Origin of the sequence: Pseudomonas sp. ok266 (assembly GCF_900110195.1) — a bacterium.
In the GTDB taxonomy this organism is placed as follows: Bacteria; Pseudomonadota; Gammaproteobacteria; order Pseudomonadales; family Pseudomonadaceae; genus Aquipseudomonas; species Aquipseudomonas neuropathica.
Map to the genome: position 1 here is coordinate 37,365 of NZ_FOCU01000005.1, position 17,985 is coordinate 55,349.

At 60.7% G+C, this 17,985-nt stretch carries 11 protein-coding genes; 3 read left to right on the forward strand and 8 right to left on the reverse strand.

Features of this window, described 5'->3' with window-relative positions:
- Window positions 1–9 precede the first annotated feature (9 nt).
- The 7 genes from BMY54_RS10320 to BMY54_RS10360 all read right to left on the reverse strand — a co-directional run bounded on the left by BMY54_RS10320 (window position 10) and on the right by BMY54_RS10360 (window position 10,921).
- Window positions 10–2,724, reverse strand: a complete 2,715-nt coding sequence (locus BMY54_RS10320) for a nitrate reductase (RefSeq protein WP_093431783.1) — start codon at window positions 2,722–2,724, stop codon at window positions 10–12.
- The gene (nirD, locus tag BMY54_RS10325) at window positions 2,724–3,041 is read right to left on the reverse strand and encodes a nitrite reductase small subunit NirD (protein WP_016985592.1); all 318 of its coding nucleotides are present in this window, start codon (window positions 3,039–3,041) and stop codon (window positions 2,724–2,726) included. Before nirD ends, BMY54_RS10320 begins: the two co-directional genes overlap by 1 nt.
- Window positions 3,038–5,491: a nitrite reductase large subunit NirB gene (gene nirB / locus BMY54_RS10330; protein WP_093431786.1), complete on the reverse strand. Its 2,454-nt coding sequence runs from the start codon at window positions 5,489–5,491 to the stop codon at window positions 3,038–3,040. The genes nirD and nirB overlap by 4 nt, the downstream gene beginning before the upstream one ends.
- A gap of 422 nt (window positions 5,492–5,913) precedes the next feature.
- Window positions 5,914–7,584, reverse strand: coding sequence for a bifunctional protein-serine/threonine kinase/phosphatase (locus BMY54_RS10340; RefSeq protein WP_093431789.1), 1,671 nt, complete (start codon window positions 7,582–7,584; stop codon window positions 5,914–5,916).
- Between the two features lie 7 nt (window positions 7,585–7,591).
- Window positions 7,592–8,803 carry a nitrate/nitrite transporter gene (locus tag BMY54_RS10345; protein WP_093431792.1) on the reverse strand — a complete coding sequence of 404 codons (1,212 nt, stop codon included), beginning with the start codon at window positions 8,801–8,803 and terminating at the stop codon, window positions 7,592–7,594.
- A gap of 315 nt (window positions 8,804–9,118) precedes the next feature.
- On the reverse strand, window positions 9,119–9,694 hold the full coding sequence (locus BMY54_RS10355) for an ANTAR domain-containing response regulator (RefSeq protein ID WP_007916390.1): 576 nt from the start codon (window positions 9,692–9,694) through the stop codon (window positions 9,119–9,121).
- 15 nt (window positions 9,695–9,709) lie between these two features.
- Window positions 9,710–10,921 (reverse strand): CmpA/NrtA family ABC transporter substrate-binding protein, encoded by a 1,212-nt coding sequence (locus BMY54_RS10360; RefSeq protein WP_093431795.1) that lies wholly within the window; start codon window positions 10,919–10,921, stop codon window positions 9,710–9,712.
- Window positions 10,922–11,144: 223 nt separating this feature from the next.
- On the opposite strand from BMY54_RS10360, the gene BMY54_RS10365 reads away from it, so the two are divergent.
- Window positions 11,145–12,164, forward strand: coding sequence for a quinone-dependent dihydroorotate dehydrogenase (locus tag BMY54_RS10365; protein WP_093431798.1), 1,020 nt, complete (start codon window positions 11,145–11,147; stop codon window positions 12,162–12,164).
- Window positions 12,165–12,416: 252 nt separating this feature from the next.
- On the opposite strand, the gene rmf is transcribed toward BMY54_RS10365, so the two are convergent.
- Window positions 12,417–12,632 carry a ribosome modulation factor gene (gene rmf, locus BMY54_RS10370; protein WP_003223300.1) on the reverse strand — a complete coding sequence of 72 codons (216 nt, stop codon included), beginning with the start codon at window positions 12,630–12,632 and terminating at the stop codon, window positions 12,417–12,419.
- Window positions 12,633–13,164: 532 nt separating this feature from the next.
- On the opposite strand from rmf, the gene rlmKL reads away from it, so the two are divergent.
- On the forward strand, window positions 13,165–15,435 hold the full coding sequence (rlmKL, locus tag BMY54_RS10375) for a bifunctional 23S rRNA (guanine(2069)-N(7))-methyltransferase RlmK/23S rRNA (guanine(2445)-N(2))-methyltransferase RlmL (protein ID WP_034152861.1): 2,271 nt from the start codon (window positions 13,165–13,167) through the stop codon (window positions 15,433–15,435).
- Window positions 15,436–15,582: 147 nt separating this feature from the next.
- Window positions 15,583–17,964 (forward strand): sensor domain-containing diguanylate cyclase, encoded by a 2,382-nt coding sequence (locus tag BMY54_RS10380; protein ID WP_034152860.1) that lies wholly within the window; start codon window positions 15,583–15,585, stop codon window positions 17,962–17,964.
- Window positions 17,965–17,985 lie beyond the last annotated feature (21 nt).

The following is a 17,985-nucleotide window of genomic DNA, read 5'->3' on the forward strand; positions in this document are numbered from 1 at the left end:
TTTCCCTCATCAGATAACAGCGGCTGGCTGCACGTCGGCAGCGAGTAAGCGTTTTATTTCCGGGACGCACGAGCCGCATTGCGTGCCGCAGCCCAGTTGGTTTTTCAAGCCCTGCAGATCCAGGCCTTGGCGAATGCCGGCGCAGACCGCGTTGAGGCTGACGTTCTTGCAGTTGCACAGGGTTTTATCCACAGCCATTTGCGCCCCGACACTGCCCGGCGGCGCACTCATTGGCGCCAATAGCCAGCGCCGCAGTTGCTCATCCGCACGGCCTTCCAGCCACAACCCTTGCAGCCAATGCTGAGCGAGGGTTTCACCGGCTAACCGGATCGCAGTGATCCGGCCGTTTTCAATGCGCACGCGTTTGCCAATGGCGCGGCGAGGATCGTCATAAGCCAATACCGGGCCGTCGATCAGTGACAGGCATTGGTCGATTTCACCGAGCAATTGCGCATTCGGAGCTTCGCTGCTGGCCGCGCGTATCAGCAATGCCGATCGTTCACGTCCGACAAGGCTGAGACTCACGTAGGAAAATGCCTCACAGAGCGGTCGTAGCGTCTCGAAATGCCGTTGAACATCACCCTCGATCAGTGCGAAAAGTTGCCACGGCAGACTGACCGGCTCGAGGCGCACACCGTTGTGTTTGAGTTCCGGTTGCTTCGACAGCGGATCAAAGTCCGGCAGGGTCAGGCTGTTCACACCGCCCTTGAGAAAACGGTCGCCCCAGTGCATCGGCAGAAACGCTTGCCCCGGACGTACGCTGTCATCGCTGCCAACCGCGACGATTACCGCGCCGCGACGACTTTTAAGGTTGACCAGATCGCCCGGCTGCAAACGATGCCGGCGCATTTCGTCCGGGTGCAGGCTCAACACCGCTTCGCTGACATGCCCGAACAATTGCGCTGCCGTGCCAGTGCGGCTCATACCGTGCCATTGATCGCGCAAGCGGCCAGTGATCAACGTCAGTGGAAAGCGAGCATCGCGCTGCTCTTTGGCGGCGCGATACGGATCGGCAATAAACTGAGCCCGACCGTTGGCCGTAGGAAAAATACCGTCCTCGTACAGTCGTGGCGTTCCTTGCCGCGCTCCGACAGGGAAGGGCCATTGCTGCGGTCCGATCTCGTCGATCAGCGCGTGACTGATTCCGGACATATCCAGATCCCGCCCACGCGTCAGCCCTTTGAATTCATCGAACAACTGCGCGGGCTGAGCAAACGCAAACAGGCTTGGTTCAGCGGGACGCAGACGTTTCTCCAGACGTTGTGCGAAATCTACCGTGATCGCCCAGTCCGGCCGCGCCTCACCCGGTGGGAGGATGGCTTTACGCACGTGGGAAATGCGTCGCTCGGAATTGGTCACCGAGCCTTCTTTCTCGCCCCAACTGGCGGCAGGCAGCAGGAGATCGGCGAATGCTGCGGTTTCGGTGGTGCGAAAGGCTTCTTGCAGAACCACAAACGGGCAGGTCTCAAGCGCTGCTCGCACAGCATGTTGGTCCGGCATCGATTGGGCAGGGTTGGTGCAGGCAATCCACAACGCCTTGATCTTGCCGTTGCGCACTTGCTCGAACAGTTCGATGGCACTGAGACCGGTACTTTCCGGCAACCGATCAACGCCCCAATATGCCGCTACTTCGGCGCGATGTTCAGGGTTGGCCGCGTCTCGATGGCCCGGCAACAGATTCGACAAACTGCCCGTTTCGCGCCCGCCCATGGCATTTGGCTGACCGGTAAGGGAGAAAGGTCCTGCACCCGGACGGCCGATTTGCCCGGTAGCTAAATGCAGATTGATCAGCGCGCTGTTCTTCGCGCTGCCAGCGGTGGACTGGTTCAGGCCCATGCACCACAGCGACAGAAAACTCGGCGAGGTGCCCACCCATTCCGCGCATTGCTGCAATTGCTCGACACTGATCCCGCACAGTTGCGAAACCATTTGCGGGGTGTAATCGCGCACCAGATTTTTCAAGTCGGCGAGGCCATCGGTGTGCGCCTTGATGAAGTCACGGTCGATCCAGTCTTCCCACAGCAACAGATGCAGAATTCCGTGAAACAACGCGACATCGGTGCCCGGCAGAATTGCCAGATGCAGATCGGCGAGGTCGCAGGTGTCGGTGCGCCGTGGATCAATGACGATGACTTTCATCTGTGGGCGACGGGATTTTGCCTCTTCCAGCCGACGGAAAAGTACCGGATGGGCGTAGGCCATGTTACTGCCGACGATCATCACGCAATCGCTGAGTTCCAGGTCCTCATAACTGCACGGTGGAGCGTCGGCGCCGAGGCTGCGCTTGTAGCCGACCACCGCTGAAGACATGCACAGGCGCGAATTGCTGTCGATGTTGTTAGTCCCGACCAACGCCCGCGCCAGTTTGTTGAAGGCGTAATAGTCCTCGGTCAGTAACTGCCCGGAAATATAGAACGCCACACTGTCCGGGCCGTGCTCGGCAATGGTCTCGGCGAACACGTTGGCAGCGTGTTCCAGTGCCGTATCCCAATCCGTTCGGCTGCGCGCCAGGCCTTTGCCCAGACGCAGTTCCGGGTACAGCGCGCGAGCCGCGAGGTCGCCGGTCAGGTGCAGGGTCGAGCCTTTGCTGCAGAGTTTGCCGAAGTTGGCCGGGTGCGCCGGATCGCCGCTGACGCCGAGGATGCGCTCGCCGTCATGCTCGATCAGCACGCCGCAGCCGACCCCGCAATAACAGCAGGTCGAGGCGGTCGTCTGGCGGTTCATCAGATGGCGTCCCGCAGGGCCAGTTGTACACGACCGTTTTCGACCCGCGCCGGGTGATGGTGCGCGCAACCGATATCCGGCGCCTGAGCTTCGCCAGATTCGAGGTCGATCTGCCAGTTGTGCAACGGGCAGGCCACACGTTTGCCGTAGATCAAACCTTGCGACAATGGTCCGCCCTTGTGCGGGCAGCGGTCGTCGAGGGCGAAAACCTCATCGTCGCTTGTACGAAAAATCGCGATGTCACCTTTCGGCCCGGCAATGATTCGCGAACCGAGGGCATTGATCTCGTCGAGGGCACAGATATCCAGCCAGTTCATGCCGGCACCTCCAGGTTTTTCACGGGAATTACGTCGAATTCTTTCTTCAGTTGCGGCTGTGCCAGACGCTCTTTCCAAGGGTCTTGCTCGAACGACAGAGAGAATTGCAGGCGCTCGTTCAGTGCCTTGCGACGCTCGGGGTCTTCGAGCACGGCTTTCTTGATGTGCTCCATACCGACCCGTTGCAGGTAGTGCACGGTGCGTTCGAGGTAGAAGGCTTCTTCGCGATACAGCTGCAGGAAGGCGCCGTTGTATTCGCGGACTTCCTCGGCGGTTTTCAGCTTGACGAAGAACTCAGCGACCTCGGTTTTGATTCCGCCGTTACCGCCGATGTACATCTCCCAACCGGAGTCGACACCGATAATTCCTACGTCTTTGATCCCCGCTTCCGAGCAGTTGCGGGGGCAACCGGAGACGGCGAGTTTCACTTTGTGCGGCGACCACATGTTGAACAGATCGTGCTCGAGCTCGATGCCCAGTTGCGTCGAGTTCTGCGTGCCAAAGCGGCAGAACTCGCTACCGACGCAGGTCTTCACGGTACGGATGGATTTGCCGTAGGCATGCCCGGATGGCATGTCGAGGTCTTTCCAAACGCCGGGCAAGTCCTGCTTCTTGATGCCGAGCAAATCGATGCGCTGACCGCCGGTGACCTTGACCATCGGCACGTTGTACTTGTCGGCCACGTCGGCAATCCGCCGCAGTTCCGAAGGATTGGTTACGCCGCCCCACATCCGTGGTACCACCGAATAGGTGCCGTCCTTCTGGATGTTGGCGTGTGCACGCTCGTTGATCAGGCGCGATTGCGGATCGTCCTTGGTTTCGCCAGGCCAAGTGGAAATCAGGTAATAGTTGAGGGCTGGGCGGCAAGTTGCGCAGCCGTTCGGCGTGCGCCAGTTGAGGTAGCTCATGGTCCCGGCGATGGTCAGCAGATGCTGTTCGCGAATCGCTTGTCGGATCTGTCCGTGATTGAGGTCGCTGCAACCGCAGATGGCTTTTTCGCTCTTCGGTTTGACGTCCGCCGCACCGCCGACGGTGTTGATCAGGATCTGTTCGACCAGCCCGGCGCAGGAGCCGCAGGAGCTGGCAGCCTTGGTATGTTTCTTCACCTCATCGACGCTGAACAGGCCGTGTTCCTGAATGGCTTTGACGATGGTGCCTTTGCACACGCCATTGCAGCCGCAGACTTCGGCGCTGTCGGCCATGACCATGGCTTTGTCCTGGCCCTGATGTCCTACGTCTCCGAGTGCGTTTTCTCCGAACATGAGGTGATCACGGATCTCGCCGATGGCGTGATTCTCACGAATCTGCCGGAAATACCAACCGCCATCTGCCGTATCGCCGTACAGACAGGCGCCGACCAGCACGTCATCCTTGATCACCAATTTTTTGTACACACCGCCGATCGGGTCGGAGAGGGTGATGGTTTCCGTGCCTTCGCCGCCCATGAAATCGCCGGCAGAAAACAGATCGATGCCGGTGACTTTCAACTTGGTCGAGGTCACCGAACCCTGATAACGGGCGAAGCCCAGTTGTGCGAGGTGGTTGGCGCAGACCTTGGCCTGTTCGAACAACGGCGCGACCAGACCGTAGGCAATGCCGCGGTGGCTGGCGCACTCGCCGATGGCATAAATGCGCGGGTCGTAGGTTTGCAGCGTGTCGTTGACCAGAATCCCGCGATTGCACGGGATGCCGGCCTTTTCCGCCAATTCTGTGTTGGGACGAATACCGGCAGCCATTACCACCAGATCGGCGGGGATGATCTCGCCGTTCTTGAACTGCACCGAGCCGACCCGGCCATTGCCTGCGTCGTGCAGCGCCTGAGTCTGTTCGGACAGACGGAAGTGCAGGCCACGGGATTCAAGAGCGTTTTGCAGCAGTTGGCCGCTGGTTTTGTCGAGTTGACGTTCCAGCAACCACTCACCGATGTGCACCACGGTGACGTGCATGCCGCGCAGCATCAGGCCATTGGCGGCTTCGAGCCCGAGCAGACCGCCACCGATGACCACCGCGTGTTTGTGGGTTTTAGCGGTGTCGATCATTGCCTGGGTATCGGCGATGTCGCGATAGCCGATCACTCCGTGCAAGGTGTTGCCGGGGATCGGCAGGATGAACGGCGTCGAACCGGTGGCGATCAGCAGGCGATCGTATTCGGCTTCGGTGCCGTCCTCGGCGATCACCCGGCGTTTGACCCGGTCGATCTCCACCACTTTGCGGTTGAGCAGCAACTTGATGTTGTTTTCCAGGTACCAGTCGAGATCGTTGAGGACGATCTCTTCGAAAGTCTGCTCACCGGCCAGCACCGGCGACAGCAGGATGCGGTTGTAGTTGGTGTGCGGTTCGGCGCCGAAGACCGTGATGTCGTACAGCTCGTTGCTCAGCTTGAGCAGTTCTTCGAGGGTGCGGACCCCGGCCATGCCATTGCCGATCATCACCAGTTTGAGTTTTTTCATCAGGTTCTCCGGGGAGCTGCGGCTGGCCTCTTGTGGGCAGTCAGGCCTTGCTCGAGAAATTTTGCGCAAACAAAAAAAGGCGTCCCGCTAGTTGCCTAGCGAGGACGCCTTTGTCCTGGTCCCGTTCTCTCGGGAAGCGCAGCCTTCGTCGTTGAAGGTTGGGCTTTATGTGTGTGTTGAGTGGGGTAATGCAGTGGTTGTGCCAAGTGGGGGCGGTGGCGGGTTTATTGGGGTTTGGCAGTTTTTGAGGGTAATTTTTTGCACTGAATCGAGGCGGGTTGCTCGTTCGTGGGGCATTCAGGCAGGTGGATTTGTAGTGATTGGGCGGGCCCCTTCGCGAGCAAGCTCGCTCCCACAGGGGATTCGTGTCGTTCGCAAATCTCCTGTGGGAGCGAGCTTGCTCGCGAATGGCGCGACGCGGTTCAACTGTGAAACAACAAAACCAGCAGCGCCACATTTCCGAGCAACGCCAGCAACGCCATCGTCCGCCAGACCTTCAATGGCTCACGCTCCAATAATGGTCTGGGCCGCACACTCAAACTCTGCCTCTCGCCCTGTTCTAACACCAATAACCACTCTTCAGCCGTTTCAAACCGTTGCTGCGGATCAGCCGCCACCCCGCGCTCCAGACTCTGCGCCAGCCATTCCGGCAGATCCGGCCGAAATCGACTGGCACTCACTGCCACACCAAATCGCGGCCGCTGAAACGCTTCGATCTCGCCATAGGGAAAATGCCCGGTGAGCAAGAAATACAGGGTCACACCGACCGCATACAAATCCTGCTGCACATTCGGCGGATCCCCACGAAACGCTTCCGGGGCGATATAGCTGGGCGTTCCCGGCAACGTTGACGGCGCGTCTTCGGACAAGCCTGGGCAGTACGCCAGGCCAAAATCCAGCAGACGCAATTCGCCGTCGTCGCCCACGTGCAGATTTTCCGGTTTGATGTCCCGGTGCAGAATCTGTCGCCGATGCAGCAGCCCGACCGCACGCAACAGGCGCTCGGCGATGTCCTGCCACTGTGCCAACGGCAGCGGGCCTGACTGTTGAAACAGCTGTGCCAGCGTCGCCCCGGAATATTCCCGCATCACGTAGTACAAATGCTGACGCTGCTGGCAGGCATGGACTTCAGGAAAGTGGCGACCGGCTACGCGTTTCAGAAACCATTCCTCGGACAACAGTGCTTGCCCGGCGTAGGAATCATCGGCGGAACGCGTGGGTAGGGTTTTCAGAAGCCACGTTTGACCTTGTCCATCAAGCACCCGATACAGCAGCGATTGCTGGCTCTGAGCGACAACCTCCAGCACTTGCCAGCCTTCGAACGACTGACCGAGTTTCAACGGTGGCGGCAGGGGCCATTGCTGCAGATGAATCAGCGCATCGCCGATACTCGCCTCACCGACAGCATCCACCCGCACCAGCAAAGCACTGGCATTGTCCTGGCTCCCCGCCAGATGCGCGGCGTTGACCAGCGTCTGCGCGGCACTGTGCAGATCCGGTTGATCACGCAGAATCGCCGCAATGGCGGTATCGCCGAGTGTCGACCAGACTCCGTCACTGAGCAAAACAAAGCACTCGCCGTCGCGCAGTTCGCCATCAAGGAAGTCCAGCACCAGATGCTGATCCAGCCCTAGCGCACGCTTGAGCACATGCTGCATGCCCGGCTGATCCCAGACGTGGTCTTCGCTGATTCGCTGCAAGCTGTCGGCGTGCCAGCGATACACCCGGCAATCGCCGACGTGGGCGAGGGTGAAACGCCGACCACGCATGACCAAGGCGCTGACCGTGGTGAGCAACGGTTGCCCACCACCGTTGGCCTGCAACCAGCGGTTTTGCGCGAGCAGCAGGCGATCCAGTGCCTGGGCCACGCTCCAGGTTTCCGGTGTGGCGTAGTAGTCCAGCGCCAAGGCTTGCAAGGTCGAACGCGCAGCCAGTCCGCCATCGGCACACTGGCTGACGCCGTCGGCGATGGCGAACAGATAACCCTTGCTCGCCGCCAGCGCTGGCGCGGGCGTGACCAGACGCAAAGCGTCCTGATTCTCCGCGCGCGGACCGGTGGCGCTGGCGTCGGCAAAGCTCAGTTGCAAGGCCATCGAAGGTTCAGACCCGCGCCGCCGTCACCGCCGCCGAACCCCAGGTGGTTCTCCAGCGACGCTTGACGCCGTGCAGGCCAAACCACGCCAGCACGCCAAGGCTGGCGAACAACCACAGGGCCAGTTGATAGCTGCCGGTGCTCTGCTTGATCGCGCCCATGCCAGCGGCCAAGGCAAAACCGCCGATGCCGCCGGCCATGCCGATCAGTCCGGTCATCACGCCGATCTCCAGGCGAAAGCGCTGTGGTACCAGTTGGAAAACTGCGCCGTTGCCTGCCCCTAAACCGAGCATGGTGCAGACGAAAAGCGCCAGAGCAGCGTAGGAACTTGGCAGGTTGAAACCGACGGCCGCGATGCACACGGCGGCGACGGTGTACATCGCCAGCAACGTACGAATACCACCGAAGCGATCAGCCAGTGCGCCACCCAGCGGCCGCATCAAGCTGCCGCCGAACACGCAGGCTGCGGTGTAGTAGCCAGCGGTCACCGGGCTCAAACCGTACTGATCGTTGAAATAGCCGGGCAGGGCGCTGGCCAGGCCGATAAAGCCGCCGAAGGTCACGCTGTAGAAAAACATGAACCACCAGCTGTCACGGTCGCCCAGCGCCTTGAAGTAGTCGGCCATGGCTTTGGCTTTCGGCCGTTCAGGCGCATTTTTTGCCAGCCAGGCGAACAGCACCAGCGTCAGGATCAGCGGGATCAGAGCGAAACCGAAGACATTGCTCCAGCCGAACGCGGCGGCGAGTACCGGCGCGAGCAGCGCGGCGAAAACGGTACCGGAGTTGCCCGCACCGGCGATGCCCATGGCTTTGCCTTGATGCTGCGGCGGATACCATTGCGAGGCCAAGGGCAGGGCGACCGCAAACGATGCGCCGGCCATGCCGAGGAACAGGCCGAGAATCAACGCCTGCTCGTAGCTATGAATGCCGATTTTCCAGGCACCGAACAGCGCGCAAATCACGATGACCTGACCGATCAGCCCAGCAGTTTTCGGTGACAGCCGATCGGCGAGCATGCCCATGATGAAGCGCAACACGGCGCCAGCAAGGATCGGCGTGGCGACGACGAGACCGCGTTGTTGCGTGGTTAGCTGCAGGTCGGCGGCAATCTGCACCGCCAGCGGACCGAGCAGGTACCAGACCATGAAGCTCAGGTCGAAATACAGGAAGGCCGCGAACAGGGTCGGGGTGTGGCCGGATTTCCAGAAGCTTGAATTCATCGCGCACCTCAGCTGAAAAGAGTCTCGAAAGGAGTCATGCAACAGCAGGTGGGGCGCCGCCACGGCCGCACCACCGGCCCCGGTCTGTGGGGCCAAAACGCAAAAACGCCGCTCCCTGATGCGCCGGTTGGGCGAACGGGTGAGCGACGTCTTTGTCGTAGGTGGGGCAACCGCCGTTGGTTACCTGTGCGTTTTACTTAGCGAGATTTGTGCCAACAGCCGGAAAATCAAAAGCCCCTCACCCTAGCCCTCCCGAAACGTCGGACCGCCCAGAGGGAGGGCTAGGGTGAGGGGCTTTTCAAGCGTTCAGCGCTTTCAGCCCAACAACTCACTCATCGCAATAATCTGCTCCGCCACCTGAATCAGCTTCTGCTGCCGACTCATCGCCTGGCGCCGCATCAAGGTGTAAGCCTCTTCCTCATTGCAATCCTTCATCTTCATCAACAACCCCTTGGCCAGCTCAATACGCTTGCGCTCGGCCAGTTGCTGGTCTCGCGCCTGCAGCTGCGCACGCAAAGCCTGATCACTCTCGAATCGTGCCATCGCCACATCGAGAATCGGCTGTAAACGTTGTGCATGAATGCCTTCGACGATGTAGGCGCTGACCCCGGACTTGATCGCCTGACGCATCACACCGGGGTCATGCTCGTCGGTAAACATCACGATCGGCCGTGGCTGGTCGCGGCTGACCAGTACCACTTGCTCCATGACATCGCGGCTCGGTGACTCGGTATCGATCAGGATCACGTCCGGGCGCACCGTTTCGACGCGCGCGGGCAGGTCGATGGTCAGGCCGGACTCGTCGATCACCTCGAAACCGGCCTCGGTCAACGCAGCTTTCAGGCGCCCGACTTTTTTCGCTGTGTCGTTGATCAACAGAATACGCAACATGTTCGCGGTCTCCTGTCAGCGGCGGGCGAGAAGGGGGGCGTCGTCGTTCAGCGCGTGCAACTTGAAACTGCGCGCGTAAGCAGCCGGGTCGCTGCCGTCCCAGACTTTGCCGTCGAGCAACTGGCTGCTGCGCATGTCAGTGCCCCATGCGGCGACGCCGACAGCGGTGGCGGCGTCGCGGTAGACGTCCAGCCGCTGAACCTGGCGGGCGACGGCGAGGTAATCCGGATCTTCGCGCAGCAAACCCCAGCGGCGGAACTGGGTCATGAACCACATGCCGTCCGACAGATACGGCAGATTCACTTCGCCGTTACCGTGAAAGCGCAGCGCGTGCGGATCCTGCCAGCGATTGCCGAGGCCATCGGCATAGTCACCGAGAAAACGCGGTTCGATGCACGACACTGGCGCGTCCAGATATTCCGCCGCGCTGAGCAATTGCGCGGTGCTGCGACGATTTTCCGGGCTTTCTTCGATGAAGCGGCTGGCTTCAAGGATCGCCATCACCAGCGCTCGTGCAGTGTTCGGGTATTGCTCGACAAACTCACGCGTGCAGCCGAGGACTTTTTCCGGATGATCGGGCCAGATGGTCTGGCTGGTGGCCAAGGTAAACCCAAGATCCTGCTGCACCGCGCTGGCCGCCCAAGGCTCGCCGACACAAAAACCGTCGATGCGTCCGGCTTGCAGGTGCGCGACCATTTGCGGCGGCGGCACCACCACGCTGTCGACGTCCTGCAATGGATGAATGCCCTGGCTCGCCAGCCAGTAATACAGCCACATGGCATGAGTGCCGGTGGGGAAGGTCTGCGCGAAGGTGAGTTTTGCGCGGCTTTGGTGCACGTGCCGGTCCAGTGCTTCAGGACTGGTCACGCCGAGGTTTTGCAGGCCGTGAGAGAGGTTGAGGCTCTGACCGTTCTGATTCAGGCCCATCAGCACGGCCATATCGGTCGGGGCGACCCCGCCGATACCCAGGTGCACGGCGTAGATCAGTCCGTACAAACTGTGCGCGGCGTCGAGTTCGCCGCTGACCAGATTGTCGCGCAGATTCGCCCATGAGCTCTGGCGCTTGAGGTTCAGCGTCAATCCATAAGGCTGGGCGAAGCCCTGTGTGGCTGCGACCACCACCGACGCGCAATCGCTCAGGGCCATGAAGCCGAGGTTGATCGCGCTTTTTTCCGGGGCATCGCTGCCATTGACCCAGGCCAGTGGCCCTACCGAAGGTTCATTCATCCAACGTACCTCGAAAAAAAAGCGCCGCCCCGGACTTTGCGCAGGCAAACCCCGAAGACGACGCCATTGTCCGTGCCCGCCTGCCGTCATTGACCGGCGCGCTGATAGCCAGGAGGGTGCAAGGCATATGCCAGTGCCAGTGATTTGCGCGTGCGCCTCGCGCCGCAGGTCGATGCCCGGCTATAATCGCCGCCTCTTTTCGCCGCCCGAGTCATCGCCGCCCATGTACACCCTGGCCCGTCAGCTGTTGTTCAAACTTTCCCCGGAAACCTCCCACGATCTGTCGCTGGATCTGATCGGCGCGGGTGGGCGTTTGGGCCTCAACGGCTTGCTGTGCAAGGCGCCGGCAAAGAAGCCGGTGACGGTCATGGGCCTCGATTTTCCGAACCCGGTGGGGCTGGCGGCCGGTCTGGACAAGAACGGCGCGGCCATCGATGGCTTCGCGCAACTGGGCTTCGGCTTTGTTGAAATCGGCACCGTGACCCCGCGTCCGCAGCCGGGCAACCCGAAACCACGGATTTTCCGTTTGCCGGAAGCCGAGGCGATCATCAACCGCATGGGTTTCAACAACCTCGGTGTCGATAACCTGCTGGCGCGCGTGGCCGCGGCGAAATACAAAGGCGTGCTGGGTATCAACATCGGCAAGAACTTCGATACGCCGGTTGAGCGCGCGGTCGACGATTACCTGATCTGCCTGGACAAGGTTTACGCCCACGCCAGCTATGTGACAGTCAACGTCAGCTCGCCGAACACTCCGGGCCTGCGCAGCCTGCAATTTGGTGATTCGCTCAAGCAGTTGCTCGCCGATCTGGCTACCCGCCGCGCCGAACTGGCCTTGCGTCACGGCAAGCATGTGCCGCTGGCGATCAAGATCGCGCCGGACATGACCGATGAAGAAACCGCACAGGTTGCTCAGGCGCTGATCGAAACCGGCATGGACGCGGTGATCGCGACCAACACCACCCTGAGCCGTGTTGGCGTCGAAGGCATGGAGCATGGCGACGAGGCGGGCGGTTTGTCCGGCGCACCAGTGCGGGAGAAGAGCACGAATACTGTGAAGGTGCTGGCCGGTGAGTTGGCGGGGCGTTTGCCGATCATTGCGGCTGGCGGGATTACCGAAGGCAAGCATGCTGCCGAGAAGATTCTGGCCGGTGCGAGCCTGGTGCAGATCTACTCTGGCTTTATCTATAAAGGCCCGGCGCTGATTCGTGAATCGGTAGACGCGATCGCCTCCCTGCGCTGATCCATAGACACCACTGTTCCCTTGTAGGAGTGAGCCTGCTCGCGATAGCTTTCTTTCGGTCACTTCATCAGCGACTGACAGACCGCTATCGCGAGCAGGCTCACTCCTACAGGTTATGCGCTCGGCACAAAAATCCATGCAATAAAAAGGGCTCCTCGAAGGAGCCCCTGGGCCGCAGCCCGCCGTCCGGGAAGGACGTGCATGGTAAGTCGCTACAAATTCAGATTGTCGTGTCGGAATTAATGCCCTGTGTCAGCCGACGGCGTGAAGTTCGTTGAGTCTGTGGATTCCCGCAGTGCCGGTCATACCGTCCCAGTTGTCGCCGCGTCCTTCTCGCCAGCCGTTAATCCAGGCTTGGCGTACCGACGGTAGAGTAAATGGGCAAAGCTCACGGGATTTGCCACCAACGCCATATTGATATCCGCGCAAAAATGCTCTTTCCAACGGATCACGCTTAAGTCTTCTCATAGGGTGTTTCCCTCACTTGTTGACTGTTTTGTGTCGCGTTGACCTCAACTGAGGTCTGGCAGAAGAAACCTGCCATGGTGCGGCTCGCTGCCGGCGTGGCGAGCCAAGGTGTTGACGCCGTTGCGACGTCAACCTGTGTTCAGTTCTAACCAATGAGTCACACCGAGGGAATGATCGTTTTGTCATAAGGACGTAACGAAATTGGTGCTACAGCCATAAGTAACGACGGGTTTCATGCACGGTTTTTCAGCAAACCCCGGTATGATCGGCCCCGCGCTGCATGATGGGGTTAATTCTTTAGTGAGAATGACCCACGTTTGCGCTGGGGTATAAAGCGACGAAGGGTCGCTTTAAGACTTTTTGTTTCATCAACTTTTTTATCTGTCCCGGCATCTAAGCTCTTTTAACCCGAGCAGCGGGGATGGAACGGCACACCTTCGTGCCACGCGGGCGTTCTTTTAGAAAAGCGCCTGATTGAAAACCGGATCGGCAATGCGTTGCCGATTCACTAGCCAAAGGCTCTGGAAATACCATGTCCGACCGTTTCGAACTCTTCCTCACTTGCCCTAAAGGTCTTGAAGGCCTGCTCATCGAGGAAGCCGTCGGGCTTGGCCTTGAAGAAGCGCGCGAGCACACTTCTGCCGTGCGTGGCATGGCGACCATGGAAACCGCTTATCGCCTGTGCCTCTGGTCGCGTCTGGCCAACCGCGTGTTGCTGGTACTCAAGCGTTTCCCGATGAAAGACGCGGAAGACCTCTACCACGGCGTGCTCGACATCGAGTGGCAGGATCACATGCTCAGCGACGGCACCCTGGCCGTTGAATTCAGCGGCCACGGCTCAGGCATCGACAACACCCACTTCGGTGCCCTGAAAGTCAAAGACGCCATCGTCGACAAACTGCGCACGCCGCAGGGCGACCGTCCGTCGATCGATAAGCTCAACCCGGACCTGCGCATTCACCTGCGTCTGGATCGCGGCGAAGCGATTCTCTCCCTTGACCTGTCCGGCCACAGCCTGCACCAGCGCGGTTACCGTCTGCAGCAGGGCGCTGCACCGCTGAAGGAAAACCTCGCGGCGGCGATCCTGATCCGTTCCGGCTGGCCGCGCATTGCCGCTGAAGGCGGCGCGCTGGCTGACCCGATGTGCGGTGTCGGTACGTTCCTCGTCGAAGCCGGCATGATCGCCGCTGATATGGCGCCGAACCTGCGCCGTGAGCAGTGGGGCTTCACCGCATGGCTGGGTCACGTGCCGGCGCTGTGGAAAAAACTCCACGAAGAAGCCGTCGAGCGTGCCGCTGCCGGTCTGGCCAAGCCACCGCTGTGGATTCGTGGTTATGAAGCTGACCCACGTCTGATTCAGCCAGGCCGCAACAACGTTGAGCGTGCTGGCCTGAGCGAGTGGATCAAGATCTACCAGGGCGAAGTCGCGACCTTCGAGCCGCGTCCGGATCAGAACCAGAAAGGTCTGGTCATCTGCAACCCGCCGTACGGCGAGCGTCTCGGCGACGAAGCCAGCCTGCTGTATCTCTACCAGAACCTCGGCGAGCGCCTGCGTCAGGCTTGCCTGAACTGGGAAGCGGCGGTGTTCACCGGCGCCCCGGATCTGGGCAAGCGCATGGGCATTCGTAGCCACAAACAGTATTCGTTCTGGAACGGCGCGCTGCCGTGCAAACTGCTGTTGATCAAAGTGCTGCCGGATCAGTTCGTCACCGGCGAGCGGCGTACCCCGGAACAGCGTCAGGCCGAGCGTGAGCAAGCGGCTTACGACCAGACCCCGGACGAGCCGCAAGAGCGCAAGTTCAACAAGAACGGTAACCCGATCAAACCGACGCCAGCCCCGGCACCGGTGATCGAGCAACCGCGCTTGAGCGAAGGCGGGCAGATGTTTGCCAACCGTCTGCAGAAAAACCTCAAGGCCATGGGCAAGTGGGTCAAGCGCGAAGGCATCGATTGCTACCGCGTCTACGATGCCGACATGCCTGAATATGCGATGGCCATCGACCTGTACCACGATTGGGTGCACGTCCAGGAATACGCCGCGCCAAAATCGATCGACCCGGAAAAAGCCTCGGCGCGCATGTTCGACGCGCTGGCGGCCATTCCGCAGGCGCTGAACGTCGACAAGAGCCGCGTGGTGGTCAAACGCCGCGAGCGCCAGAGCGGCACCAAGCAGTACGAGCGTCAGGCTGCGCAAGGCAAGTTCAATGAAGTCAGCGAGGGCGGCGTGAAGTTGCTGGTCAACCTCACCGACTACCTCGATACCGGCCTGTTCCTCGATCACCGTCCGATGCGCATGCGTATTCAGAAAGAGGCCGCCGGCAAGCGCTTCCTCAATCTGTTCTGCTACACCGCGACCGCCAGCGTGCACGCGGCCAAGGGCGGTGCGCGCAGCACCACCAGTGTCGACCTGTCGAAAACCTACCTCGACTGGGCGCGCCGCAACCTGTCGCTGAACGGCTTCTCGGACAAGAACCGTCTGGAGCAGGGCGATGTGATGGCTTGGCTGGAAAGCAGCCGTGACGAGTACGACCTGATCTTCATCGATCCGCCGACCTTCTCCAACTCCAAGCGCATGGAAGGCATCTTCGACGTGCAACGTGATCAGGTGCAGTTGATCGACTTGGCCATGGCGCGTCTGGCGCCGGGCGGTGTGCTGTATTTCTCCAACAACTTCCGCAAGTTCCAGTTGGAAGAAAACCTCGCCGAGCGTTACGCGGTCGAGGAAATCAGCGCGCAGACCATCGATGCGGATTTCGCCCGTAACACCAAGATCCACCGCGCCTGGAAAATCACGGCTCGTTGACGCTTGGCGCAATTGGATCCACAGAGCCTTGATTTTTAAAGGCTCCGTGGATCTGCCCGCGCTAGCTAAATTAGTGGCTAATAGCTATAACTCACACACGGTCAATGGGGTTTTCCCGTAAATGCTGGCGTAGTGTGAGTTGTCTTTATGTCGTTGCACCCCGTGCGCCCAAAGATTCTGGGTTTCATCAGCGAAGACGTCTCGGCCTGGCTGGTCGCGCTACTGGTATTGCTCGCCGGCGGGATTCTCACGGGGCTGCTCGCTTGGGCCACCCTCAATCAATTCCAGCAACAGACCCGTCAGCGTTTTCAACTGCTGGCCAACGAACGTTACACCCGCATCGAAGAACGCTTTCAGGATCAGGAGCAACGCCTCGACGGCCTGCGCCGCTTCTTCGCCAACTCCGAATCGGTGTCCCGCGCCGAATTCGACGGTTACACCCACCCCTTATTGATGCGTACCCAGGCCTATTCGTTTGCCCTCAAGGTCAATGGGGCCGAGCGCGCTGCATTTGAGCAGCGGGTGCGTGACGAAGGCCTGACCGACTTCACGATTCGTGAGCTGAATGCGCAGGGCGAACTGCAACTGGCGGGCGAACGCGAGGAATACGTGCCGGTGCTCTACAGCCAGACGCAGAGTCGACTCGGCTCACCGTTGGGTTATGACCTGCTGGCGCAACCCTTGCGCCGGGACACCCTGCAACGTGCCGACAAACGCGGCGGGCTGGCGGTGTCGCAACCGATGCACCTGGTCAGCATCGAGCCGTCCTATGCGCGCGGTGTGCTGCTGGTGGCGCCAGTGAGTCGTAATGGCGAGCGCCAGTCGTTTGGCTACGTGATGGCGGTAATCAGCATGCGCCAGTTGCTGGCCGACGGTCTGCCGGATGCCTTCCATGATTATCTGTCGGTGCGCATTCTCGACATGTCGACCAATGATCAGCACGAAGTGTTGTTCGAGTCGACCAATGAGCCGGCGCCGAGCGACCTGTCGGCCACGCGATTACTGCGCATGGCCGATCACGACTATCAGGTCGATATCCTGCCGAGCGACGCCTTCGCGCAGGCCAACCATTCGTCGGTCGGCAGTGTGATCATCCTGGGGGGCTTGCTCAGTCTGCTGCTCAGCGCCTTGCTCTACGTGTTGGTCAGTCAACGTCAGCGCGCCTTGCGCATGGTCGAACTGCGCACGCAGGAGCTGCACGCCAGCGAACAGGAGTTGCGCGGCACCCACGGTCAGTTGCGCGGCGTGCTGAATGCAGCGACGCAGGTGGCGATCATCGCCACCGACTTGCGCGGCGTGATCAACACCTTCAACCCCGGCGCCGAACAAATGCTTGGCTACAGCAGTGCCGAAGTCGTCGGGCACATGACCCTGGAAAACCTGCACCTGCCCCGTGAGCTGATGGCCCGCGCTGCCGAGTTGAGTGCGCGCTACGGGAAAAGCATCCCGACCTGCCACGCGATGCTGGTCGAGGGCGGTGAGGTCGGCGGCCATGAGGCCCGCGAATGGACGCTGGTGCGCAGCGATGGCAGTCATTTGCCGGTGAATATGCTCGCCACGCCGGTGCTCGATGAACAAGGGTTGTGGGTCGGGCATCTGGCGATCTGCATCGACATCACCGAGCGCAAGCGCGTGCACGAGGTGCTGGCGGCGCGGGATGTGTTGCTGAAGAAACTCAGCGCGCACGTGCCCGGCGGTATTTATCAATTCAGGATGGAATTCGATGGGCGCTTCAGCGTGATCTACGCCAGCGACGGCATCCGCGAGATCTACGAGCTGGAGCCGGACGTGCTGTTGTTCAACGCCGAAGCGATCTTCACGCGCATTCATCCACAGGACGTTACTCGTGTGCGCTCTTCCATTCGCGCCTCGGCCGACAGCCTCAGCCCATGGCGCGAGGAATACCGCGTGCAACTGCCCGAGCGCGGCCTGCGCTGGGTGCGCGGCGAGGCGACGCCGGAAGAGCTGCCGGGCGGCGGCGTGCTTTGGCACGGCTATATCTCGGATATTTCTGACCTCAAACGCGTCGAGGAAGAGTTGCGGGCGCTGTCGGTGACCGATTCGCTGACCGGCATCCACAACCGTCGCTACTTCCAGGAACGCCTGACCACGGAAATGGCCCGGGTCGAGCGCGGCGGCGGCGAGCTGTCGGTGATCATGCTTGATATTGACCACTTCAAACGTATCAACGATCAGTACGGCCACGCTGTGGGCGACCGGGTGCTGCAAGCGGTGTGCGAACGCATCGGCCATCGATTGCGGCGCACCGATGTGTTCTGTCGCTTGGGCGGCGAGGAATTCATGGTGCTGTGCCCGGACATCGACGGCGAGCATGCGCACACGCTGGCGGTTGAGTTGTGGCAGGGTTTGCGCAGTGCGCCGGTGGATGTAGTTGGCGTGGTGACCGCGAGTTTCGGTATCGCCAGTTGGCGACCGGGGGAGGGCGCGGACGCGCTGCTGTTGCGGGCGGATTCGGGCGTGTATATGGCGAAGCAGCGCGGGCGTGATCGCGTCGAACAGATGAGCTAAGCCGCGACGCTGTTCCCTTGT